Here is a 22409-nt window from a genome sequence, read left to right as displayed (position 1 = left end):
AAGGCAGGCCCAAGGGAAGTGGACACGGTGTCCGCTTCCCTTTACTGTTGGGCGCGTCGACAAGTGGACGCTGTGTCCGCTTAAGTCGGCGGTACCGTCCCGCCCAGACCGTCCCGGGGGTTCACCGTGTCCCACCTCCTGCACCTCGACAGCAGCGCGCGCACCGACTCCTTCACCCGCCGCCTCGGCGCCGCCTTCGCCGACGCCTGGCGCGCCGGCGGCGGCGAGGTCACCCACCGCGACCTCGCCGCCGAGCCCGTTCCGCCCGTCCGCGAGGGCTGGACCCGGATCTGCGACACCCTCCAGCGCGAGGAGATCACCGACATCGCCCGCTACCCCGAGGCGGTCCGCACCGACCAGGAGCGCGCGGCCTGGGCCGTGGTCCGGCCGCTGCTCGACGAACTCGTCGCGGCCGACGCCGTCCTGGTCGGCGCGCCGATGTACAACTACGGCATCCCGTCCGCCCTCAAGGCCTGGATCGACCAGGTCACCTTCCCCCGGATGGTGCTCGCGCCGCGCAAGTTCGTGGTGGTCGCCGCCCGCGGCGGCGCCTACGGCCCGGGCACCCCGCGCGAGCCCTACGACCACAACGGCCGCTACCTGACCGACTTCTTCCGCGGCCACTACGCGGTCGAGGACGCCGAGGTGATCGCCGCCGAACTCGTCAACTCCCTGGTCGACCCGGCCCTCGCCGGGCGGCTCGGCCAGCACCGCGAGTCGCTGGCCGACGCGCTGTCCCGGGCCGGCGAACTCGGCACCAAGCTGGTCGGCTTCCGCATCCCGAGGGAGGACTGAGCGCCGTGCCGTGGCTCTGGCTGCTGCTCGCCGGGGTGGTCGAGGTCGCCTGGGCGCAGTCGATCGAACCGACCCGGGGTTTCACCCGCCTCCCGCAGAGCGCCCTGTGCCTCGCGCTCATGCTGGCCGCGGTCTACCTGCTCTCCCGCGCCCTCCAGGACCTCCCGGTCGGCCCCGGCTACGCCGTGTTCACCGGCATCGGCACTGTCGGCACCGTCCTGACCGCTCTGCTCGTCCGCCACGAGGTCCCGTCCCCCACCGCCTTCGCGGGCCTTGCCCTGATCACCGGGGGGCTGATCACGGTCCACCTGGGCTCGGCGGGCTGAGGCTGTCGGTAGAGATGTTGATGGAATACAATGGCTTGTACATCGCCAACATCGTTTGCCGGAGGTGCGGGATGTCCGTGACGCAGATCGACATCGACGACGAGGCGCTGGAACGTGCCATGTCACTGGCCGGAGTCCGGACCAAGAAGGAAGCCGTGAACCTGGCACTCCGGTACTACGCCGAGCAGCAGGAGCGCGCGGCGCGCATCGGCCGCCACTTCGAACGGGCCCGCCACTGGGGAGCCGTCGAGGATGCGGAGCGTCTGCACCGGATGGAGAAGGACGCCCGGTGATCTACCTGCTCGACACCTCCGCCCTGGTGCGGTTGCTGCGTGACCCGAAACTGCAGACATCCTGGTACGAGGCGATCGACGCCCAGTCGATCGCCTCGTGCTATCCGCAACGCGCCGAGTTCCTCTACACCGCGCGCGACGGCAGGGAGTACGACGAGGTCGCGGAGATGTTCGCGGACCTCTACCCCGACGTATCGGTCCCGAAAGGCGCGGGTCGATGGATCGACACTGTGCAGCGCCGGATGGCCCTCGCCGGACAGCACCGGAGCGCCTCTGCCGTCGACCTCATGATTGCCGCCACAGCCGCGCACCACGGGCTCACCGTGCTCCACGACGATGCCGACTACCGGACGGTGGCTCGCCACGCCCCCGATCTGACCGAGCACAACATCTTCGCGCACGATTGACAGGGAACTACTCGTCGACTCCCCGGAGCTCCGAGCGGGCGATTCGTTTGGCCTCGGAGCCGAGGTCAGGATTGGCACTCACTCCTATGCCGGTGAAGCTCAGCCGATGGCGTGGCGGAACCTCGCCCTCGCCCACCAGACGGAGGGCGTGGCGGCGGACTTCCTCGGCCTGCTCCGGGTCCAGCCGGTCGATGAGGTCATGGAGCTCGGGGTAGTGGTCGTGGGCGACGCTCATGGCCTCACGATACTGCCGTTGGGGCTGGGCCCGGGGCCCGTTCAGGCCGTGAGGGCCCGGGGTGTGCCGGTCGCCGTGCGGGTCGCCGCGTGGGCCTCGTCGTAGCGGGTGAGGAGGAGGCGGGCCAGCTCGGGGGTGGGGGCGAGGACGTCGGCGAGGTGGTCGACGGCGGCCTCGGTGGCGGCCTCGGCGATGCGGTCGGGGAGCAGGCCGGGGGCGAGCAGGTAGGGGGAGACGGCGACCCGTTCGACGGCCGGGGCGCGGCGCAGGGCGGCGACGGCGTCGGGGACGCGGGGGCCGCCGGCGGAGGCGTAGGCGACCTCGACGGCGGCCCAGCCGCGGGTGCGGCGCCATTCGGCGGCGACCGCCCTGGTGGCGGCGTCGGCGGCCGGGTCGGAGGAGCCGGCGGCGGCGAGGACGACGCCGGTGCGGGCGCGGGCGGCGGGGGAGGCGAGTTCCGGCGCGGCCTCGGCGAGCCGGCGGTCGAGCGCGGCGAGCAGCAGCGGTGACGGTCCCAGCACGTCCGCGAGCGGCAGGTCGGCGCCGGCCGTGCGGAGGGCGGCGGGGATGTCGTGCTTGGCGTGGAAGGCCCGGTTGAGCAGCAGCGGGACGGCGATCGTGGCGCGGTCGAGCCGGTCCACCACCTGCGGGATGCGCGGTGCGCAGTGGTCCAGGTAGGCGGTGGCGACGTCCAGGCCGGGGCGCAGCCGGTGCAGCTGGGAGACCAGGGCGGCCACCGCGGCGGCGTGCCGGGGGTCGCGGCTGCCGTGGGCGATCAGCAGCAGGGCGGGGCTGCCCGCCGCCACCGGGGTGGCGGGGGCGGCGGACAGCCGTCGTTCGGTCATGCGGAGGGCCTTACTTGACGGCGGCCAGCAGGCCGCGGTTGCGCAGGACCCGGCGCTCGACCGGGGTGAAGACGAGCAGTTCGATGGCGATGCCGACGAACAGGATCAGGATGATGCCGAGCAGGACGCCCGCCATGTCGGAGAACTCGCGCTGGTTCTCCAGGAACCGGCCGAGGCCGAGGCCCAGGTCGGGGGAGGAGGCGACGAGTTCGGCGGCCATCAGCGAGCGCCAGGAGAAGGCCCAGCCCTGCTTGAGTCCGGCGAGGTAGCCGGGCAGCGCGGCCGGCAGCAGGATGTGCCGGGCCCCGGCGAGGCCGGTGGCGCCGATGGTGCGGCCGGCCCGCAGGAACAGCGGCGGCACCTGGTCGATGCCGGCGACCAGGCCGTTGGCGATCGAGGGGACGGCGCCGAGCAGGATGACGGCGTACATCATCGAGTCGTTGATGCCGAGCCAGATGACAGCGGCCGGGACCCAGGCGACCGAGGGCAGCGACTGGAGGCCGGAGAGGACCGGGCCGACCGCGGCGCGCACCGGCCTGACCCGGGAGACCAGCAGGCCGATCGGGGTGCCGATGAGGAGTGCGACCACGAAGCCGGACAGGCCGCGCCAGACGCTGGTCCAGATGATCGAGAACAGCGTGCCCTGGTACCAGAGATCCTCGGCGGCGTGCCAGACGTCGAGCGGGCTGGGGAGCTTGTAGGCGGAGGTGACGTGCAGGCTGTAGGCGGCCTGCCAGAGGGCCAGCACCAGGAGGACGCCGAGCAGCGGCGGCAGGACCTTCTGCCGCAGCGTCTCGGCGGTGGAGTTGCGCTGGGTGACGACCGCGTCCAGCGCGTCCAGCCCGGCCTCGACGCCGGCGAAGTCGGCGACGGTACCGCCGTGGCCCGACCCGGCCTTGGTGGTGATGTCAGTGCTGGCCATGGCGGCGGATCTCCCCACGCAGTTCTTCGGTGATCTCGATGGACAGGTCCGCCACGCCGGCGGACTCGATCCGGCGGGGCTGCGGGAGGTCGATCGTCCACTCCCGGGCGACCCGCCCGGGGCGGGAGGAGAGCAGCACCACGCGCTGGGCGAGCCGGACGGCCTCCCGCACGTTGTGGGTGACGAAGAGGACGGACAGCTTCTGCTCGGCCCAGATCCGGGTGATCTCGTTGTGCAGGACGTCGCGGGTGATGGCGTCGAGGGCGGCGAACGGTTCGTCCATGAGCAGCACCTGGCTGCCCTGGGCGAGGGCACGGGCCAGGGCGACGCGCTGGCGCATGCCGCCGGACAGCTCGTGCACCCGCTTGCCGTAGGAGTCCTGGAGCCGGACGAGCTTCAGCAGGCGCTCGGCCTCGGGGCGGCGTTCGGCGCGGGCCGTGCCGGCGAGCTTGAGGGCGAGTTCGATGTTCTTGCCGGCGGTGAGCCAGGGGAAGAGCGCGTGCTCCTGGAACATCAGCGCGGGGCGTCCGCCGGGGACGTCGATGCTGCCCGCGGTGGGCTTGTCGAGGCCGGCGACCAGGTTGAGCAGGGTGGACTTGCCGCAGCCCGAGGCGCCGAGCAGCGTGACGAACTCGCCCGGGGCGACGTCGAGGGTGATGTCGTCCAGGACGTGGGTCTGCGCGCCGGGGCGGCCGAAGGTCTTGTGCACGTGCGAGATCCGGACGGCGGGGGCACCGTCGAGGGTGCCGACGCCGTCGGCGTCGTTCGAGGTGGTCAGTGCCGGGCTCATTCCGGGCACCTCCTGCGTGGTTGGTCTGGCATCTGGCGACGAGGGAGCGGGGCCGAGGGCCGGGCCCCGCCCGGCCGTGCTCGGGGCATCGAGCGGGCAACGGACGGACGGGCGAGGGCCGGACCTCGGGGTTTCGGGCGCGGTACTGCGGTACGGCGGGCGCTACTTGGCGCCGAGGCCGGCGTCCGCGACGGGGCTCTGCCCCTTCTCCTTCAGCACCTTGTTGAGCAGAGTGAGGTCGTAGATGCCGTTCAGGTTCGGCTTCTTGAGCAGGCCCGCGGTGACCGCGTTGTCCGCCTCGGTCTGCAGGGTGGAGGCCAGCGGGTCGTCCAGGAAGTCGATGTCGGCCCAGGCCGGGTCGAGGATGGCCGGCTCCAGGGCGTTGCCGGCCTCCTTCTTGATCGCCTCGTTGGCGGTGGCCTTGGCCTTGTCCGGGTTGGCCTTGATGTAGGCGTTGGTGCTCACCGAGCCGCGCAGTACGGCCTCGACCACGTCGGGGTGCTCGGCGAGGAACTTCTGCGAGACGATGATGTTGGTGATCACGAACTTCTTGTCCGGCCAGATGTCCTTCTCGTTGAGGAGGACCTTCGCACCGAGGGTGACCAGCTTGGAGGCGGTCGGCTCGGGCACCCAGGCGGCGTCGATGGAGCCCTGCTTGTAGGCGTCCGGGGTGACCTTGTTGTCGGAGCGGACCACGCTGACGTCGCCGGCGCCGGACTGGGCGTCGACCTTGAAGCCCTTGCCGGCCAGGTAGTTGAGCAGCGCCACGTCCTGGGTGTTGCCCAGCTGCGGGGTGGCGATCTTCTTGCCCTTGAGGTCGTCCAGCGAGGTGATCTTGTCCGGGTTGGCGACCAGCTTGACGCCGCCGGAGGCCGAACCGCCGATGATCTTCAGCGACTTGCCCTCGGACTTGGTGAAGCCGTTGATCGCCGGGGAGGGGCCGATCCAGCCGATGTCGATGGAGCCGGCGTTGAGCGCCTCGATCTCGGCCGGGCCCGCGTTGAAGACCTGGGTCTTGATCTGGGTGGAGCCCAGCTCCTTCTGGAATATGCCGTCCTGGAGGCCGACCAGCGGGGTGCCGTGGGTGAGGTTGGCGAAGTAGCCGATCCGCACGGTGTCGGCGGAGAGCTTGGCCGCGGCCCCGCCGGAGGCGGAATCGGCGGCGGGGGCGGCGGTGTTGGTCTTCTTGTCGTCGTTCTTGGAGCCGTAGCTGCACGCGGAGAGCAGCGCGACGGCGGTGAGGCCGGCCACGACGGTCACGGCGGAGCGTCTGATCCGGCCGGCGCGGGGGCGAGTGGTCGGATGCGGGTCGTGGCCGTGCGACAGTGCCTGGTTCGGTGCCATGGTGAGTCCTGTTCGCGGACGGACCGTCAGGAAGCGGTCTCGGGGCGGAAGTTCGGTCAAGGTTGTGCTTGCGGCACCGTGCGGGGTGCCGGGCAAGCCGGGCCGGCCTGCGGTCGGGGCAGTCGGTCCGGTGACAGGGCGCTTCTCAGCCCTGTCGGCCCGCACATCGCGTCAGGCCGCCCTGGCCGCTGCCGAGGACGCCGCTGCCGATGCGGCCGCCTTCCTTGTCCATGCCCGAGAACGCCTCGCTGGGCATCAGACCCAGTCCTCCTCGTCGGGTTCGCTGTCGTCGGTGGTGCGTACGGTTCCGAAGGCCTCGCCCGCCATGCCGGCGGTGAGGGTGGTGCCGTCGGCCGGGTCGATCAGCAGGAACGATCCGGTCCGGCGGTTGTCGGTGTAGTCGTCGAGCGCCAGCGGCTCGGCGGTGCGCAGCACCACGCGGCCGATGTCGTTGACGTTCAGGCCGTCGGCGCCGGAGCGCCGCTCCAGCGTGTCGATGTCGATCCGGTAGCCGATCTCCTTGACCAGCGCCCGGACCGTGCGGGTGGTGTGCTTGAGCAGCACCTTGTCGCCGGCCCGCAGCGGACGCTCGTTGAGGTGGCTGACGGTGGCCTCGATGTCCTTGGTGGGGACGGGGGCCGGGCCGGTGGCGATGAGGTCGCCGCGGGAGATGTCGATGTCGTCGGCCAGGCGCACGGTGACCGACTGGGGGGTCCAGGCGATGTCGGTGGCGCGGCCGAGCACGTCGATGCCGGTGACGGTGGTGGTGTGGCCGGAGGGCAGCACGGTGACCGGGTCGCCGACCCGCAGCACGCCGGAGGCCAGCTGGCCCGCGTAGCCGCGGTAGTCCGGGTGCTCCTCGGTCTGCGGGCGGATCACGTACTGGACCGGGAAGCGGGTCGGTTCGGCGCTCGGGTCGCTGCCGACCGGGACCGTCTCCAGGTGCTCCAGCAGGGTCGGGCCGCCGTACCAGTCCATGTGCGCGGAGGGCTCGACGACGTTGTCCCCGGCGAGTGCGGAGATCGGGACGGCGAGCACGTCGCCGATGCCGAGCGAGGCCGCGTAGGCGGTGAACTCGGCGGCGATGGCGGCGAAGACCGGCTCCGCGTAGTCGACCAGGTCCATCTTGTTGACGGCCAGCACGACGTGCGGCACCCGCAGCAGGGCCGCGACGGCGGCGTGCCGGCGGGTCTGCTCGACGACGCCGTTGCGGGCGTCGACCAGGACGACGGCCAGTTCGGCGGTGGAGGCGCCGGTGACCATGTTGCGGGTGTACTGCACGTGCCCGGGGGTGTCGGCGAGGATGAACCGGCGCCGGGGGGTGGCGAAGTAGCGGTAGGCCACGTCGATGGTGATGCCCTGCTCGCGCTCGGCGCGCAGGCCGTCGGTGAGCAGCGCCAGGTCGGGCGTCTCCTGGCCGCGGCTGAGGGAGACCCGCTCGACGGCCTCCAGCTGGTCGGCGAGCACCGACTTGGAGTCGTGCAGCAGCCGGCCGACCAGGGTGGACTTGCCGTCGTCGACGGAGCCGGCGGTGGCGAAGCGCAGCAGCGAGGTGGCGGTGCCGGTCCGGGTCGTGCCGGTCGGGGTGGTGCTCATTAGAAGTATCCCTCGCGCTTGCGGTCTTCCATCGCGGCCTCGGAGAGCTTGTCGTCGGCCCGGGTGGCGCCGCGCTCGGTGAGGCGGCTGGCGGCGATCTCGGCGATGACGGCCCGGATGGTGGCGGCGTCGGAGTCGACGGCGCCGGTGCAGGACATGTCGCCGACGGTGCGGTAGCGGATCAGCCGCCGCTCGACGGGCTCGTCGTCCCTGGGGCCGCCCCACTCGCCGGCGGTCAGCCACATGCCGCCGCGGGCGAAGACGTCGCGCTCGTGGGCGTAGTAGATCTCCGGGAGTTCGATGGACTCGCGCTCGATGTACTGCCAGACGTCCAGCTCGGTCCAGTTGGAGAGCGGGAAGACGCGCACGTGCTCGCCGACGGCGTGCCGGCCGTTGTAGAGCGACCACAGCTCGGGGCGCTGGCGGCGCGGGTCCCAGGCGCCGAACTCGTCGCGCAGGGAGAAGACGCGCTCCTTGGCGCGGGCCTTCTCCTCGTCGCGGCGGCCGCCGCCGAAGACGGCGTCGAAGCGGCCCTTCTCGATGGCGTCGAGCAGGGGGACGGTCTGCAGCGGGTTGCGGGTGCCGTCCGGGCGTTCGCGCAGCCGGCCGTCGTCGATGAAGTCCTGCACCGAGGCGACGTGCAGCCGCAGGTTGTGCTCGGCCGCCACCCGGTCCCGGTACTCGATGACCTCGGGGAAGTTGTGGCCGGTGTCGACGTGCAGCAGCGAGAACGGGATCGCGGCCGGCCGGAAGGCCTTGAGCGCCAGGTGCAGCATGACGATGGAGTCCTTGCCGCCGGAGAACAGGATCACCGGGCGCTCGAACTCCCCCGCGACCTCGCGGAAGATGTGCACCGACTCGGCCTCCAGCGCGTCCAGGTGGGACAGCGCGAAGGGCCCCTCTGAATTCTGGTCGGGGTCGTCGTTACGGAGCAGGCTGTCCGTCGCGGTGGTCATGCCAGGCCCCTCTCGGTCAGGAAGACGTGCAGCTCGGCGGCGGAGTCGGCCACCTCGCGTCCCTGGGTCTGCAGCCGCAGCTCCGGGTGCTCCGGGGCCTCGTACGGGTCGTCGACGCCGGTCAGGCCGGAGATCTCGCCGGCCGCCTGCTTGGCGTACAGCCCCTTGACGTCGCGTTCGGCGCAGAGCTCGACCGGGGTGGCGACGTGGATCTCCAGGAACGCGGTGCCGTTGGCGCCGTGCCGCTCGCGGACCGCCGCGCGGGAGTCCGCGAACGGGGCGATCACCGGGGCGAGCACCTTGACGCCGTTGGCGGCGAGCTTCTCGGCGACGAAGCCGATCCGGGTGACGTTGGTGTGGCGGTCCTCGCGGCTGAAGCCGAGGCCCTTGGAGAGGAACTCGCGGATCTCGTCGCCGTCCAGGACCTCGACCTTGTGGCCCTCGGCGCGCAGCCGGTCGGCCAGGGCGAAGGCGAGCGTGGTCTTGCCCGCGCTCGGGAGCCCGGTCAGCCACACGGTGGCGCCGCGCTCGCAGGGACCGGCCGCGGGGGCCGCCTCTGCGGCTCCGGCGGCGGCCGGGGTGTCGGCTGTGGTCACGGTGGAAGTCCTTAGAACGGGGGTCGACGGTGGGTCTGCCGGGGTCGGGTCTAGAGGTGGATGCCGCACTCGGTCTTGCCGGAGCCGGACCAGCGGCCGGACCTGGCGTCCTCGCCCTCGCCCGGCTTGCGGGTGCAGGAGAGCGGCGAGCAGCCGATCGAGGTGTAGCCCTCCCACAGCAGCGGGTTGAGCAGCACGCCGTTGGCGTTGACGTAGGCGTCCACGTCCTCCTGCGTCCAGCGGGCGATCGGGGCGAGCTTGACCTTGCGGCGCCGGGGGTCCCAGGAGACCACCGGGGTGTTCGCGCGGGTCGGCGACTCGTCGCGGCGCAGTCCGGTGGCCCAGGCGTCGTAGCCGCCCAGGCCGCGGTTCAGCGGCTCGACCTTCCGCAGCGCGCAGCACTGGTCCGGGTCGCGGTCGTGCAGCTCCGGCCCGTACTGGGCGTCCTGCTCGGCCACGGTCAGCGCCGGGGTGAGCGTGATGACGTTGACCGGCATGGTCGCGGCCACCGCGTCCCGGGTGCCGATGGTCTCCGGGAAGTGGTAGCCGGTGTCCAGGAACACCACGTCGACCCCGGGGAACACCGAGGAGGCCAGGTGGGCGACGACCGCGTCCTCCATCGAGGAGGTGACGCAGAAGCGCTTGCCGAAGGTGTCGGCGGCCCAGCGCAGGATCTCCTGCGGCTCGGCCTCCTCCAGCTCGCGGCCGGCCCTGGTGGCCAGCTCCTCGAAGTCAGTCGTCGTGCCGGTCACTCCGGTTACCCCCATTGCTCGGTGACAGCAGGCCGAGGAACTTCAACTGGAAGGCCCGGCGGCACCCGTGGCATTCCCAGGCGCCGTGCCCGGCCTCGGACGGACGCAGCTCCTCGTCCCCGCAGTACGGGCAGAAGAAGGGGGCGGCACGCTCACTCACGACAGTTGCTCCTCGCTGGCCCGGGCCGCCCACTGGGCGAAGCGCTCGCCCTCGGTGCGGTCCTCCTGGTACCGGGTCAGGACGCGCTCGACGTAGTCGGGCAGGCCGTCCTTGGTGACCTTGAGGCCGCGGACCTTGCGGCCGAAGCCGGCCTCCAGTCCGAGCGCGCCGCCCAGGTGCACCTGGTAGCCCTCGACCTGGTTGCCCTGCTCGTCCGTCACCAGCTGGCCCTTGAGACCGATGTCCGCGACCTGGATGCGGGCGCAGGCGTTCGGGCAGCCGTTGATGTTGATGGTCAGCGGCTCGGCGAACCCGGGCAGCCGCTGCTCCAGCTCGTCGATGAGCGTGCGGCCGCGCTCCTTGGTCTCGACGATGGCGAGCTTGCAGTACTCGATGCCGGTGCAGGCCATGGTGCCGCGGCGGAACGGCGAGGGGGTGACCCGCAGGTCCAGCGCCTCCAGGCCGGCCACCAGGGACTCGACCCGGTCCTCGGGGATGTCGAGCACGATCATCTTCTGCTCGGCGGTGGTGCGCAGCCGGTCGCTGCCGTGGGCCTCGGCGAGGTCGGCGATCTGCCCGAGCAGCTTGCCGTCGACCCGGCCGACCCGCGGTGCGAAGCCGACGTAGTAGCGGCCGTCCTTCTGCCGGTGCACGCCGACGTGGTCGCGCCAGCGGCCGCTCGGCTCCGCCGGGGCGGGGCCGTCGACCAGCTTGTACTTGAGGTACTCGTCCTCCAGCACCTGGCGGAACTTCTCGGTGCCCCAGTCGGCGACCAGGAACTTCAGCCGGGCGCGGTTGCGCAGCCGGCGGTAGCCGTAGTCGCGGAAGATGCCGATCACGCCGCCGTAGACGTCGGCGACCTCGTCGAGCGGGACCCAGGCGCCGAGCCGGACGCCGAGCTTGGGGTTGGTGGACAGGCCGCCGCCGACCCAGAGGTCGAAGCCGGGGCCGTGCTCGGGGTGGACCACGCCGACGAAGGCGATGTCGTTGATCTCGTGGGCGACGTCCAGGAGCGGCGAGCCGGAGACGGCGGACTTGAACTTGCGCGGCAGGTTGGAGAAGTCCTTGTTGCCGATGAAGCGGCGCTGGATCTCGTCGATGGCGGGGGTGCCGTCGATGATCTCGTCCTCGGCGATGCCGGCCACCGGGGAGCCGAGGATGACCCGCGGGGTGTCGCCGCAGGCCTCGGTGGTGGACAGGCCGACGGCCTCCAGCTTCTGCCAGATCGCCGGGACGTCCTCGATCCGGATCCAGTGGTACTGGACGTTCTGCCGGTCGGTCAGGTCGGCGGTGTTGCGGCCGTACTCCTCGGAGACCTCGGCGATGGCGCGCAGCTGGGCGACCGTCAGCCGGCCGCCGTCGATCCGGACCCGGAGCATGAAGTACTCGGCGTCGAGCTCGTGCGGGTCCAGGATCGCGGTCTTGCCGCCGTCGATGCCCTCCTTGCGCTGGGTGTACAGCCCCCACCAGCGCATCCGGCCGCGCAGGTCGGCCGGGTCGATCGAGTCGAAGCCCCGCTGCGCGTAGATCGTCTCAATACGTGTCCGCACATTGAGACCGTCGTCGTCCTTCTTGAACTGCTCGTTGGCGTTCAAGGGGGTGAAGTGACCCATGCCCCACTGGCCCTCGCCGCGGTGACGGGTCACCTTGCGAGCTGCGACGGGGCGGCGCGCCGGGGCGCTCTCGGCCGTGGGCTCGGCGGTCTCGGGGGTGGTGGCCATGGTGAAGTCCTTCGGGGCAGGTGGCTCTGACGCCGAGTTGGTCGCGGGGCGTGCTCGACCGGCGAAGCTGCTGTGACCTGCGGGTTTCTCAGGACCGGGGGAGCTTTCGCGGCGGCCGGGCGGCGCCTGCGCATCCGCTTCGACGGGGATGGCGGTGAGGTGGCGCCGGGTGCGGTGGGAGGCGGCGGGGTTGGGCTCAGGTCACCGGACAGATGGCGCTGGACACGCGAAGGAGATCGACGTGAAGTCGACCAACTAGGGTGGTTCCGGCGCTCGGCATGGCAAGAGATTCGCACGGAGCACGACTCGCGGTCCACTAACGTCCGCATTTTGGACCTCGTAGTTTCGGATGGCGAGATGCGGGCGCGTTCCCGCCGCTCCCGCCGACCGGCCCCTGGATCCCCTTCTTTTCCGCGCCGGCGGGACGCTTCTTCTCCGCGTTCTTCTCCGCGTTCTTCTCAGCGCCCGCACGCCGCTCGCACGCCGCCCGGGCCCTGCTCGCGCACGGCCCGGATACCGTCCGCGCGCCGCCCGTGTCGCGCCCGTGCCCCGGGAGAGCGGCCGACCGGTCCGGGCCCGATAACGTTGGGCCTGTGCAAGCAGCAGGCGAAACGACCCGGTCGGCCCCCGAGCGCCCCTCCCGTCGTCGGGGCAAGGGGTCCCGGCGGGCGGCCAAGCAGGCCACCTGGCGGACCACCGTCTGGGCACTGGTCAAGGACACCACCAACACCTGCGTCGAGTACCGGGTCACCGGGCTCGCCGCCGAGGCGGCGTTCTTCACCCTCCTCTCCATCCCGCCGCTGCTGCTCTGCCTGGCCGGCACGCTCGGCTACCTCGACGACTTCCTCGGCGCGGGCACCATCGACAAGCTGAAGGCCGACATCGTCAAGGCGGCCGGCACGGTGCTCTCGGACTCCTCCATCACCCAGGTCGTCCAGCCGCTGCTCCGCCAGGTCTTCGACCAGACCAGGCCGGACCTCATCTCGATCGGCTTCCTGCTGTCGCTCTGGTCCGGATCCCGGGCGCTCTACATCTTCATCGACACCATCACCGTGATGTACGGGCTCGACGGCAAGCGCGGCATCGTCAAGACCCGGCTGATGTCGCTCGGCCTCTACCTCGGCGCGCTGGTGATCGGCTCGCTGGTGCTGCCGCTGCTGATGGCCGGGCCCGAACTGGTGACCAACGCCGTGCCGGAGAGCGGCGGGCTGATCAACGCCGCCTACTGGCCGTTCGCGATCCTGCTGCTGATCGTCTCGCTGACGACGCTCTACCACCTGGCGGTACCGGTCTCCACGCCCTGGCGCGAGGACATCCCCGGCGCGCTGGTCGCCCTGGTGGTGCTGGTCTTCTGCAGCGTCGCGCTGCGCCTCTACCTGGTCAGCTCGATCGAGGGCCACTCGGTGTACGGCTCGCTGGCCGCGCCGGTGGCCGTACTGCTGTGGATCTTCGTGGTCGCGCTCGCGGTGCTCATCGGCGCCGCCATGAACGCGGCCATAGACCGCCGCTGGCCCACCCTGGAGACCGCCGACGCCCGCGCCGAGAACGAGCGCGCGCACGAGGAGGCCGCCGCCGCCGTGGTCCGCGAGGTGGCCGCCCGGCGCGCCGTCGAACGGGCCCGCCGGGCCCGCGAGCTGGGCCTCGCCGAGGGCGGCGAGGAGGAGTACTGGGAGGAGGACGGCGAGGACGCCGACGTGCCCTCCGAGTACCCCGAGCGGTGGGCCGACGTGCTCGCGGCCGACAACGTCCGCGGCCGGATCACGGCGCGCGGCGGCGGTCCGCACCACCGGCCGGCCCCGCCGCCGCCGGACAGCGACCGGCCCACCGCGCCGCCGCCCGAGTACCCGCTGCCGGGCCGCCCGCCGAGCCCGCCGTGGGACCGGCGGTGAGCTCCGGGGCGCACGGGACCCCGCGGGTGGCGTACTGAACCCCGAAGGTGGTGGACGCGACCGCGCAGGTGGCGGACGCGACCGCAGGTGAAAAACCGGTTGGCAGGGCCGGTCGGCCCCGCTAGCGTGTTGGACGTCCGGTTCGGGCGGCGTGGTGCGCCGTCCGAGGAGAGAAAGCAGGAGGTGAGTCTCGTGGCCACGATTGCCATGACGGCTGCCCTGGGCAGCGACCGCGTTCACCTCTCCCTCCCGGCCGCCGGCTGACGTAGCCCTTCGCGCACGCAGCCGCAGCAGCCCGGCGGGACCACTTTCCTCCCGAAGGGCCCACTGCGTTGTTCAACGCTGCCTCCGCTCCGTTCTCCTCCTCCTTCCCCTCCACCGCCTCCACCGCCTTCGCCGGCGCCGACGGTTCCGCGCCCGCCGAGGCCGCCGGATCGCTGGTCGGCTACGGCTGGACCACCGCGCTCGACGAACTGTTCGCGCCGCTGGCCGAGGCCGGGCTGGTCCCGGCCCGGATCGTCCGGATCGACCGGGGCCGGTGCGACGCCGTCCTGGTCGACCCCGGGACGGGCGAGCTCCGCACCGTCCGCGCCGACACCCGGCAGGTCGGCGACGCCGACATGATCAACTGCCCGTGCACCGGGGACTGGGTCGCCGTCGACCTCTCGCCCGGGCTGCCCATGCCCGCGGTCGCGGCCCTGCTCCCGCGCTCCACCGCGATCATCCGCAAGGTCGCGGGCAAGCGCTCCGACGGCCAGGTGCTCGCGGCCAACGTCGACACCGTGGTGATCGCCGCCTCGCTCGCCGCCGAGCCCGACCTCGGCCGGATCGAGCGCTTCCTCGCCCTCGCCTGGGAGTCCGGTGCCGAGCCGCTGGTCGTGCTCACCAAGGCCGACCTGGTCGACGACGCCGACTTCATCCGCTCCGACGTCGAGGCCGCCGCGCCCGGCGTCACCGTCCTGGTGGTCAGCGCCGAGACGGGCGAGGGGATCGACGTGCTGCGCGCCTGTACGCCCGGCACCACCGCCGTGCTCGGCCAGTCCGGCGTCGGCAAGTCCACCCTGACCAATGTGCTCGCCGGGGTCGATGTGATGACCGTCCAGGCCGCCCGTTCCGGCGACCAGAAGGGCCGGCACACCACGACCACCCGTGAGCTCGTCCTGCTGCCCGGCGGCGGGGTGCTGATCGACACCCCCGGCCTGCGCGAGGTCGGCCTCTACGGCGGCGAGGGCGTGGCGCTCGCCTTCGCCGACATCGAGGAACTGGCCGAGGGGTGCCGCTTCCACGACTGCCACCACGCCGGCGAGCCCGGCTGCGCCGTGCGGGCCGCGCTGGAGGACGGCTCGCTGCCCGAGCGGCGGATGGACAGCTACCTCAAGCTCCAGCGGGAGAACGAGTGGATCGCCTCCCGCTCGGACGCCCGGCTCGCCTCCGAGCGGTTGAAGAAGTGGAAGACCATCACCAAGTCGATGCGCGCCGCGGGAGGCCCCGTGAAGCGGTGACGTCGGGCCGGCGGCTGCCGCCCCGCCCGTCCGGCCCGCCGCCGCTGCCGGTGGCGGGTCGGGGTGGGCGGCGGCCGTCAGCGGAAGTCGGCGACCAGCCGGAACCGCTCCAGGATCACCCGGGTGTCGTCCTCCACGGTGAAGTCCGGGTCGCCGAGCACCGCGTGCATTTCGTCGCTGTGCCAGAACCGCTCGTGCCCGGCCCGCCACTCGGCGACCGTGGTGTACCCCTCACCCTCGTCCAGGGCGTGCTGCAGGTCGACCTCGTCGAGCGTGACGATCCGGACCTCGGTGGTCTCGGTCACCGCGACGATCCGTCCGGCCGAGTCCACCACGGCGCTCCGGGTCCCGGCCCGCGGCACCGGCTCGTCCTCGGCCTCGTACTGGGTGACCAGGCCGGTGGTGCTGGTCTTGGCCCCGGACAGCACGGCGTTCACCAGTCGGTCCCGCAGCGGGCCGGGGAAGGCGAAGTTCTCGACCCGCAGGGCGGTGACCCGGGGGTCGTCCGGACCGGAGTAGGGCTGCTCGGACACGGGATCTCCTGTCGGTCGGGGAACATCGGGAAGCACTGCGGACACCGGGGAACACCGGGGAATGCCGTGGCACGTCGGGCGTCGGGCAGGCTACCCGGCCGGTGCGGGCGCGGGCTCCTGGTTTTCCACCGCTCCCGGTGCCCCGGTCGGCCGGAGGAGCGGCCGACGCCCATGTCCGATTTCCGCCGGTCGACGCCCCTCCGGTGCCGCAGACTGGACAGCGTGATCGACGACGACATCCGGTACCGCGCCGTGGACAGCCGGGACGCCCGCTTCGACGGCGTCTTCTTCACGGCCGTCACCTCGACCGGCATCTACTGCCGGCCGAGCTGCCCGGCCGTGACCCCGAAGCGCGTCAACTGCACCTTCTACCCCAGCGCCGCCGCCGCCCAGCACGCCGGCTTCCGCGCCTGCCGCCGCTGCCGCCCCGACTCCGTCCCCGGCTCGCCCGAGTGGAACCAGCGCGCCGACCTGGTCGGCCGGGCCATGCGGCTGATCGGCGACGGCGTGGTGGACCGCGAGGGCGTGGCCGGTCTGGCCGACCGCCTCGGCTACAGCTCCCGCCAGCTCCAGCGCCAGCTCACCGCCGAACTCGGCGCCGGGCCGATCGCGCTGGCCCGCGCCCGCCGCGCCCAGACCGCCCGGCTGCTGCTCCAGACCACCGGGCTGCCGGTCACCGAGATCGCGTTCGCGGCCGGCTTCGCCTCCGTCCGGCAGTTCAACGACACCGTGCGCGAGATCTACGACCGCACCCCGAGCGGGCTGCGCGCCGAGGTCGCGGCCGGCCGGCGCGCCGCCACCCCGGCCGGCGGCCTCGCCCTGCGGCTCGCCTACCGGGGGGCCCTGGACAGCGACCACCTGATCGACTTCCTCGCGCTGCGGGCCGTCCCCGGCGTGGAGGAGGTCGTGCCCGGTCCGGGCCCCGGGGTGCGGACCTACCGCCGCACCCTCGCGCTCCCGTACGGCACCGGCCTCGCCGAGGTGGACGGCCTGGGCACCGACCGGCCGGCCACCCGGGGGTGGCTCGACTGCCGGCTCTTCCTCACCGACCTGCGCGACCTGCCGACCGCCGTCCAGCGCCTGCGGGTGCTGTTCGACCTGGACGCCGACCCGGTCGCGGTCGACGAGCAGCTCGGCGCCGACCCGCTGCTCGGACCGCTGGTCCGGGCCCGCCCCGGGCTGCGCTCGCCGGGCCACGTCGACCCGCACGAACTCGCCGTGCGCGCCGTCCTCGGCCAGCAGGTCACCGTCGGCGCGGCCCGCACCCTGGCCGGCCGGCTGGCCGAGAAGTACGGCACCGCGCTGCCCGAACCCAGTGGCGGACTGCGGCTGCTCTTCCCGACCGCCGCCGCCCTGGCCACCGCCGACCCGGAGGACTTCGCGATGCCGGCCGCCCGGCGCCGCGCGCTCACCGGCCTGTGCGCCGCCCTCGCCGAGGGCACCGTCCGGCTGGACGGCGGCGTCGACCGGGAGGAGGCGGCCGCTCAACTGCTCGCCCTGCCCGGCATCGGCCCGTGGACCGTCGGATACCTGCGGATGCGCGCGCTCGCCGACCCCGACGTCTTCCTCCCGAGCGACATCGGCGTCAAGCACGGACTGCTCCGGCTCGGCGCCCCGGGGGACCCGAAGTCCGCCGCCCTCGCGTCCGACGCCTGGGCCCCCTGGCGCTCCTATGCCGTGCACCGCCTCTGGGCGGCCCCGGCCGACGACCTCAGCACCCGAACGGAGAACACCCCCGCATGAGCACCACCGTCTTCACCTTCCTGGAGAGCCCCTTCGGCCGGCTGCTGCTCAGCGGCGTCCTGCCGGAGGACGGCGGGCCGGCCGGGCTCGCCACCGTGACCGCTCCCGGCCAGAAGTACGCGCTCGCCGAGCCCGCCGACGACTGGGTGCACGACCCGGACGCGCTCGCGGTCGCGGCCACCCAGCTCACCGAGTACTTCGCCGGCGAGCGCACCGCCTTCGACCTGCCGCTCGCCCCGGTCGGCACCGACTTCCGCAGGCGGGTCTGGGAGGCGCTCGACCGGATCCCGTACGGGGAGACCGTCACCTACGGGCAGCTCGCCGATCTGGCCGGCGAGTCGCCGCGCGCCGTCCGCGCGGTCGGTGGCGCGGTCGGCGCCAACCCGCTGCTGATCGTCCGCCCCTGCCACCGGGTGGTCGGTGCCAACGGCGCCCTCACCGGCTTCGCCGCCGGGGTGGACCGCAAGCGCTGGCTGCTCGACCTGGAGGGCGGCACCAGCCTGTTCTGAGCCCGGGGCCCGGTCTCCCGGTTCCCGCCGGTGCGGGTCAGGCGCCCGTGAGCGCGCCGAGGTCCACCCGCCAGTCGTTGCTGCGCATCCAGCGACCGGGCGGGAACTCGAAGTCGGTCTCGCCGACCAGGGTGAAGCCGGCCCTGCGGCAGACGGCGTTGGAGGCGGGGTGGTCCACCGAGGGGAAGGCGTGCAGGTGGCGGTGGCACGCGGTGCGGGCGGCGGCCTCGACGGCGGCCCGCGCCGCGGCGGCGGCGATGCCCCGGCCCCGGTAGGGCGCGAGCACGTTCCAGCCCATCTCGTAGACGGTGCCGCCCTGCCAGGCGCGCTCGGCGTAGCCGACACTGCCGACATCCACCGCCCGGGACACCCCGCCGGGCACGTCCTCGGTCTCCAGCACCACGCGGTACATGCAGCCGATCCCGGAGGGGACGAAGTCGAGGTAGCGGCGGTGGCGGTGGAGCATTCGCTCCTCGCTCTCCGGACCGCCGACGTGCCGGCGCATCTCCGGGGTGTTGATCAACCGCAGCAGGGCGAGATCGGCGTCGGTCCAGGGTTCGATTCGCAGCGCGGGGGCGTCCATGGCCGGACGATAGTGGCCCCGTCGGTGGGGGCGGTAACGGTTTTCGCAGCTCGGGCGAGGCTCGGGCCGGGCTCGGGCCAGGCTCATGCGGGCTCGGGCCGGCTTCAGGCCGGGGGCTCGGCGAGGGCGTGGGCGAGGTTCTCCAGGGCGGGCAGCGCGTGCATCACGGCGTCGCGGTCGGCGGTGGAGAGGGTGTCGAGGGCGCCCGCGATCCGGCGCTCGTGGGCGCGCTGCCAGTCGTCGAGCTGGCGGCGCCCGGCCGGGGTGAGCGCGATCCGGGCGGTGCGGCGGTCCCCGGGGTCGGCCTGGCGGTCGACGAAGCCGGCCTCCAGCAGCTTGCCGACCAGTCCGCTCACGGTGTTCGGGGCGAGCCGCTGCCGGGCGGCCAGTTCGCCGACCCGGAGCGGGGCGGCGGCGAGGGTCTGGAGGAGCTCGACCTGCGCCATCGGCAGGGACTCCCACGGGTAGTCGGTCCGGATGCTGCTGCGCAGGGCGCGGCGGAGCCGGGTGACGGCGTCGGTGAGTCGGCGGGCGCGTTCGATCGTCGTCGGCTCCGTGTCCTGCGGCTCGATGTCCTGCGGGCCTGCGGTGGATTCGGGAACGGACGGTGACGACGGCATGGCCGACAGCGTAGCGCCTGGTACCGGTGCCCTTTGACGGCCGCGGACCGGTCGGGGGCGACCGGTCCCGCTGGGTAACGGACCGGTCGCATCCAGAATAAATCGTAGAACGAACATATCTGCATCCGATATATTTCGCAGTATGAACGCCGCGTCGACGCTCACCGCCCGGCTGCTCGCCGAGCGCCCCCGACCGCGCGGCATAGCCGGCCGCCGGTACGCCCACTGGCTCGCCGTCGGGACGGTCTGCCTGGGGGCGTTCCTCGGCCAGCTGACGGCCAGCGTCACCGCGCTCGTCTACCCGGCGCTCCAGCACCGGTTCGACGCCGGGTTCGCGGCCGTCGAGTGGGTCGCCCTCGCGTACCTGCTGGTCCTGGTCGCACTGCTGGCGCCGATCGGCCGGCTGTCCGACCTGGTCGGCCGGAAGACCATGTACCTGGGCGGGTTCGCCGTCTTCGGGCTGGCCTCGCTCGGGGCCGGGTTCGCCGGCGGCCTCGGCACCCTGGTCGCCTGCCGGGCGGTCCAGGCCGTGGGCGGCGCGATGATGCAGGCCAACAGCGTCGCCCTGGTCGCGCGCGGTGTCCCCGGGCACGCGATGCGCCGGGCGCTCGGGGTGCAGGCCGCCGCGCAGGGCCTCGGCCTGGCGCTGGGCCCCAGCCTCGGTGGGCTGCTGGTGGCGCACGCCTCCTGGCGCTGGGTGTTCTGGATCAATGTGCCGGTCGCCGTGGTGGGCATCGTGGCCGGGTGGTTCCTGCTGCCCCGGACCAGGCCCGAGGCCGCACCGGCGCTCCCGCGTGCCGCCGCCGGACCCGTCGTCGGCCCGGAGCCGGACGGCGGGCGCTTCGACCTGGCCGGCCTGCTGCTGCTCGGCGGCTCCACCACCGCGCTGCTGCTCGCCCTCTCCGCCGCCTCCGGCCTGCCGCTGCCCGCGTGGGCGGTCGCCGCCCTGCTGGCCGCCGCCGTGCTGTGCGCGCTCGCACTGGTCCGCCAGGAGCGCCGCGCCACCCGGCCGATCCTCGCTCCCGGCCTGGTCAACACCCCCGGTGTCCGCCCCGGCCTCGCGGTCGCGCTGATCGGCTACCTGCTGCTGTTCTGCCCGCTGGTCCTCGGCCCGGTGCTGCTCGCCGAGGCGGGGCTCCCGACCGCGCGCTCCGGCCTGGTGATCACCGTGCTCCCGGCCGCGTTCGCGGTGGCCGCCACGGTCGGCGGCGGGCTGCTGCCGCGCGGCTGGTCCGACGTCGCCCGCTGCCGCTGCGGCGCGGCCCTCGCCGGGGCCGGACTGCTCGGCTGCGCGCTGCTGCCCGCCCTGGGCGCGCCCGCGGTGCTGCTGGCGGGCCCGCTGCTGGTGCTCGGCGGCGGTCTCGGCCTGCTGCTGCCGGCCAACAACGCGCTGGTGATGCGGGCGATCCCGGCGGAGTGCTCGGCGGTCGGCGGCGGCATGGTCAACATGGCCCGCAGCCTCGGTACGGCGCTCGGCACCGCGCTGCCGGTGCTCGGCGTCCACCTGGCCGGCCCGGCGGTGGGCGGGCGCGCGGTCCTGCTGGCGCTCGCCGTCGTCGCGGGCCTCGCCGTCCTGCTCTCCCGGCCGGTGCGGCGGCGCTGAGCGGCGCTCCGGGCAGGGACGGCACGGGGGCGCGGGTCCGGACACGGCAACGGCCGGGGCGGTGGACGGGAGTCCCGTCCACCGCCCCGGCCGTGCTGTGCCGCGGTGCGGATAGTGCCGTGTCGCTGTGCCGCTGTGTCGTTGTGCCGCTGAACCGCCGGGCGGCTCAGGAGGCGGGCACGCCCGGGGCGGCGCCGCGATCCTTGAGCATGTCGGTGATCAGGCCGATCTCCGAGGTCTGGCCGATCACCATCGACTGCGCGAGCCGCTTCTCCGACTCGTTGTGCGCCATGTCGACATAGCCCTGGGCCATCTCCACCCCGCCCTTGTGGTGCTCCAGCATCAGCTGCAGGTAGAACACCTCGGCCTCCCGCCCGCTCAGCGAGCGGAGCTTGGCGAGCTGGGTGTTGGTGGCCATGCCGGGCATCAGCGAACCGTCGTGCGCCTGGTAGTCGGCGCCGTGCCCGTGCCCGCCCATCGCCATCCAGGCCATCGGCTTGGCCGGGGAGTGCTGGGTGAGCCCCCACTGGTCGAGCCAGCCCATCATCATCCCGCGCTGGTTGGCCTGGGTGTTGATGATGTCGAAGGCCAGCGTGCGGGTGGGCTCGTCCGTGGTGCGGTCCCGGACGATGAACGACAGGTCCACCGCCTGCTGGTGGTGGGTCGCCATGTCGCGGGCGAACCCGGCCTCCGGGGAGTCGTCGGCCGGCACGCTGAGCGAGGAGGTGCCGGAGGCCGACGTCCCGCCCGCCACCAGGGCCGGCACCCCGAGCGCGAGGGCGAGCGCGGCGGCCAGCGCGGCCGGCCACCAGATCCGTCGGCGCGAGGCCGCCGGAGCGGCGTCCGGGACCGCGTCCTCGTGGCCGTCCGTCTCGTGGCCGTTCGCCTCGGCGGCGGTCACATCTGCCCCATCGAGCAGGAGGCGCCCGGCTCCTGGGTCTGCTTGCCCTGGACGTACTTGGTGAAGAACTGGTTCACCCGGGGGTCGCTGGCGCTGTCCACGACGAGCTGGGTCGACCAGGCGTTCAGGGTGATGGTGCCCTTCTCGTCCGGGTACGGGCTCATCAGCGAGTACGGGGTGGCCTTCACCTTGTCCGAGAGGGTCTTGATGTCGTCGGGGGTGGCCTTGCCGTTGTAGGTCACCCAGACCGCGCCGTGCTCCAGCGAGTGGACGGCGCGCTCGTTCTCGACCGGCTGGTCGTAGACGGTGCCCATGCAGTCCAGCCAGACCGCGTTGTGGTCACCGCCGACCGGCGGGGTCTGCGGGTAGGTGACCTTCTCCTTGACGTGGTTGCGGCTCAGGTCGCCGAAGGTCTGGACGCCGTCGATCGGGGCGGCGGCAGCGGCGGCCTTGGCCTTCTTGTCCTTGTTGGCGTCGACCACGATCCAGGTGCCGGTGGCTATCGCGGCGATCACCAGGACACCCGCGACCGAGCCCGCGATGATCTTGTTGCGGCGGTCGCGGCGCTGCTCGGCGGCGCGCAGCTCGGCGATCCGGGCGCGGCGGTCGTTGCTCGCCTGCTTGGCGCTCGGCTTGTTGCCCTGGGCCTTGTTCGACTGCTTGGAGGCGGAACCCATGAGATGTCCTTGTCCCCACCGCGCATCGGGCACGGCGGTCTGAAGAGGTGGTGGGAGGGGGCGGATCCGTCGGTCCCGCCCTCCCGGCGCGTGTTGGGCGGCGGGGGAGGG

Annotated in this window: 26 protein-coding genes; 9 read left to right on the top strand and 17 right to left on the bottom strand. The window is 73.1% G+C overall.

Features of this window, described 5'->3' with window-relative positions; genetic code table 11:
• The first annotated feature begins 126 nt into the window (after nucleotides 1-126).
• From BI06_RS27325 to BI06_RS27310, 4 genes are all read left to right on the top strand, one after another.
• Nucleotides 127-795, top strand: a complete 669-nt coding sequence (locus tag BI06_RS27325; RefSeq protein WP_043472256.1) for an FMN-dependent NADH-azoreductase — start codon at nucleotides 127-129, stop codon at nucleotides 793-795.
• A gap of 5 nt (nucleotides 796-800) precedes the next feature.
• Nucleotides 801-1121, top strand: coding sequence for a multidrug efflux SMR transporter (locus BI06_RS27320; RefSeq protein ID WP_030391302.1), 321 nt, complete (start codon nucleotides 801-803; stop codon nucleotides 1119-1121).
• A 71-nt stretch (nucleotides 1122-1192) separates the two neighbouring features.
• Nucleotides 1193-1414, top strand: a complete 222-nt coding sequence (locus tag BI06_RS27315) for a type II toxin-antitoxin system VapB family antitoxin (protein ID WP_030391301.1) — start codon at nucleotides 1193-1195, stop codon at nucleotides 1412-1414.
• A complete protein-coding gene (locus BI06_RS27310) occupies nucleotides 1411-1821 on the top strand; it encodes a PIN domain-containing protein (RefSeq protein WP_030391300.1) in 411 nt (136 codons plus the stop codon). Before BI06_RS27315 ends, BI06_RS27310 begins: the two co-directional genes overlap by 4 nt.
• A 7-nt stretch (nucleotides 1822-1828) precedes the next feature.
• Here BI06_RS27310 and BI06_RS27305 read toward each other — a convergent pair whose 3' ends face one another.
• The 12 genes from BI06_RS27305 to BI06_RS55580 form a co-directional block, all read right to left on the bottom strand.
• Entirely contained in the window at nucleotides 1829-2056 is a 228-nt protein-coding gene (locus tag BI06_RS27305) for a hypothetical protein (protein WP_043472254.1), read from the bottom strand.
• Between the two features lie 41 nt (nucleotides 2057-2097).
• Entirely contained in the window at nucleotides 2098-2901 is an 804-nt protein-coding gene (locus tag BI06_RS27300; RefSeq protein ID WP_051741954.1) for a sirohydrochlorin chelatase, read from the bottom strand.
• 10 nt (nucleotides 2902-2911) lie between these two features.
• On the bottom strand, nucleotides 2912-3823 hold the full coding sequence (locus tag BI06_RS27295; protein WP_030391297.1) for an ABC transporter permease: 912 nt from the start codon (nucleotides 3821-3823) through the stop codon (nucleotides 2912-2914).
• Nucleotides 3810-4613 carry an ABC transporter ATP-binding protein gene (locus BI06_RS27290; RefSeq protein ID WP_030391296.1) on the bottom strand — a complete coding sequence of 268 codons (804 nt, stop codon included), beginning with the start codon at nucleotides 4611-4613 and terminating at the stop codon, nucleotides 3810-3812. The genes BI06_RS27295 and BI06_RS27290 overlap by 14 nt, the downstream gene beginning before the upstream one ends.
• Nucleotides 4614-4775: 162 nt before the next feature.
• Nucleotides 4776-5957, bottom strand: coding sequence for an aliphatic sulfonate ABC transporter substrate-binding protein (locus tag BI06_RS27285; protein WP_082558709.1), 1182 nt, complete (start codon nucleotides 5955-5957; stop codon nucleotides 4776-4778).
• Between the two features lie 255 nt (nucleotides 5958-6212).
• Complete coding sequence (locus BI06_RS27275; protein WP_043472251.1) at nucleotides 6213-7553, bottom strand: sulfate adenylyltransferase subunit 1; 1341 nt, start codon at nucleotides 7551-7553, stop codon at nucleotides 6213-6215.
• Nucleotides 7553-8509 carry a sulfate adenylyltransferase subunit CysD gene (cysD, locus tag BI06_RS27270; RefSeq protein ID WP_043472249.1) on the bottom strand — a complete coding sequence of 319 codons (957 nt, stop codon included), beginning with the start codon at nucleotides 8507-8509 and terminating at the stop codon, nucleotides 7553-7555. The genes BI06_RS27275 and cysD overlap by 1 nt, the downstream gene beginning before the upstream one ends.
• Nucleotides 8506-9105, bottom strand: a complete 600-nt coding sequence (gene cysC / locus BI06_RS27265; protein WP_255360254.1) for an adenylyl-sulfate kinase — start codon at nucleotides 9103-9105, stop codon at nucleotides 8506-8508. The genes cysD and cysC overlap by 4 nt, the downstream gene beginning before the upstream one ends.
• Before the next feature lie 50 nt (nucleotides 9106-9155).
• A complete protein-coding gene (locus tag BI06_RS27260) occupies nucleotides 9156-9857 on the bottom strand; it encodes a phosphoadenylyl-sulfate reductase (protein WP_233290303.1) in 702 nt (233 codons plus the stop codon).
• The gene (locus tag BI06_RS27255) at nucleotides 9838-10017 is read right to left on the bottom strand and encodes a hypothetical protein (RefSeq protein ID WP_043472248.1); all 180 of its coding nucleotides are present in this window, start codon (nucleotides 10015-10017) and stop codon (nucleotides 9838-9840) included. The genes BI06_RS27260 and BI06_RS27255 overlap by 20 nt, the downstream gene beginning before the upstream one ends.
• Entirely contained in the window at nucleotides 10014-11738 is a 1725-nt protein-coding gene (locus BI06_RS27250; protein WP_030391289.1) for a nitrite/sulfite reductase, read from the bottom strand. Before BI06_RS27250 ends, BI06_RS27255 begins: the two co-directional genes overlap by 4 nt.
• Nucleotides 11739-11934: 196 nt before the next feature.
• Nucleotides 11935-12018, bottom strand: coding sequence for a putative leader peptide (locus BI06_RS55580; protein WP_310593185.1), 84 nt, complete (start codon nucleotides 12016-12018; stop codon nucleotides 11935-11937).
• Nucleotides 12019-12331: 313 nt separating this feature from the next.
• On the opposite strand from BI06_RS55580, the gene BI06_RS27245 reads away from it, so the two are divergent.
• Nucleotides 12332-13627: a YihY/virulence factor BrkB family protein gene (locus tag BI06_RS27245; protein ID WP_078879560.1), complete on the top strand. Its 1296-nt coding sequence runs from the start codon at nucleotides 12332-12334 to the stop codon at nucleotides 13625-13627.
• A gap of 332 nt (nucleotides 13628-13959) precedes the next feature.
• Nucleotides 13960-15129 (top strand): ribosome small subunit-dependent GTPase A, encoded by a 1170-nt coding sequence (gene rsgA, locus BI06_RS27240; RefSeq protein WP_051741952.1) that lies wholly within the window; start codon nucleotides 13960-13962, stop codon nucleotides 15127-15129.
• A 77-nt stretch (nucleotides 15130-15206) separates the two neighbouring features.
• On the opposite strand, the gene BI06_RS27235 is transcribed toward rsgA, so the two are convergent.
• The gene (locus BI06_RS27235; protein WP_082558708.1) at nucleotides 15207-15662 is read right to left on the bottom strand and encodes an ASCH domain-containing protein; all 456 of its coding nucleotides are present in this window, start codon (nucleotides 15660-15662) and stop codon (nucleotides 15207-15209) included.
• 171 nt (nucleotides 15663-15833) lie between these two features.
• Between BI06_RS27235 and BI06_RS27230 the strand changes: the two genes are divergently transcribed.
• Both BI06_RS27230 and BI06_RS27225 read left to right on the top strand, forming a co-directional pair.
• Nucleotides 15834-17405: a DNA-3-methyladenine glycosylase 2 family protein gene (locus BI06_RS27230; protein ID WP_051741950.1), complete on the top strand. Its 1572-nt coding sequence runs from the start codon at nucleotides 15834-15836 to the stop codon at nucleotides 17403-17405.
• Complete coding sequence (locus BI06_RS27225; protein WP_030391284.1) at nucleotides 17402-17914, top strand: methylated-DNA--[protein]-cysteine S-methyltransferase; 513 nt, start codon at nucleotides 17402-17404, stop codon at nucleotides 17912-17914. The genes BI06_RS27230 and BI06_RS27225 overlap by 4 nt, the downstream gene beginning before the upstream one ends.
• A gap of 37 nt (nucleotides 17915-17951) precedes the next feature.
• Here BI06_RS27225 and BI06_RS27220 read toward each other — a convergent pair whose 3' ends face one another.
• Both BI06_RS27220 and BI06_RS27215 read right to left on the bottom strand, forming a co-directional pair.
• Nucleotides 17952-18497 (bottom strand): GNAT family N-acetyltransferase, encoded by a 546-nt coding sequence (locus BI06_RS27220; protein ID WP_043472246.1) that lies wholly within the window; start codon nucleotides 18495-18497, stop codon nucleotides 17952-17954.
• 104 nt (nucleotides 18498-18601) lie between these two features.
• Nucleotides 18602-19117 (bottom strand): MarR family winged helix-turn-helix transcriptional regulator, encoded by a 516-nt coding sequence (locus BI06_RS27215; RefSeq protein ID WP_082558707.1) that lies wholly within the window; start codon nucleotides 19115-19117, stop codon nucleotides 18602-18604.
• Between the two features lie 142 nt (nucleotides 19118-19259).
• Here BI06_RS27215 and BI06_RS27210 point away from each other — a divergent pair, with 142 nt between their 5' ends.
• Entirely contained in the window at nucleotides 19260-20720 is a 1461-nt protein-coding gene (locus tag BI06_RS27210) for an MFS transporter (protein WP_043472244.1), read from the top strand.
• A gap of 166 nt (nucleotides 20721-20886) precedes the next feature.
• Here BI06_RS27210 and BI06_RS27205 read toward each other — a convergent pair whose 3' ends face one another.
• Nucleotides 20887-21621, bottom strand: coding sequence for a DUF305 domain-containing protein (locus BI06_RS27205; protein WP_078879557.1), 735 nt, complete (start codon nucleotides 21619-21621; stop codon nucleotides 20887-20889).
• Entirely contained in the window at nucleotides 21618-22298 is a 681-nt protein-coding gene (locus BI06_RS27200) for a DUF3105 domain-containing protein (RefSeq protein ID WP_030391279.1), read from the bottom strand. The genes BI06_RS27205 and BI06_RS27200 overlap by 4 nt, the downstream gene beginning before the upstream one ends.
• Between the last annotated feature and the right edge of the window lie 111 nt (nucleotides 22299-22409).

The organism is Kitasatospora sp. MBT66 (genome assembly GCF_000710405.2).
GTDB classification, from domain to species: domain Bacteria; phylum Actinomycetota; class Actinomycetes; order Streptomycetales; family Streptomycetaceae; genus Kitasatospora; species Kitasatospora purpeofusca.
The sequence above is the reverse complement of the archived record's forward strand: the minus strand, read 5'-3'. Positions and strand labels throughout refer to the sequence as shown.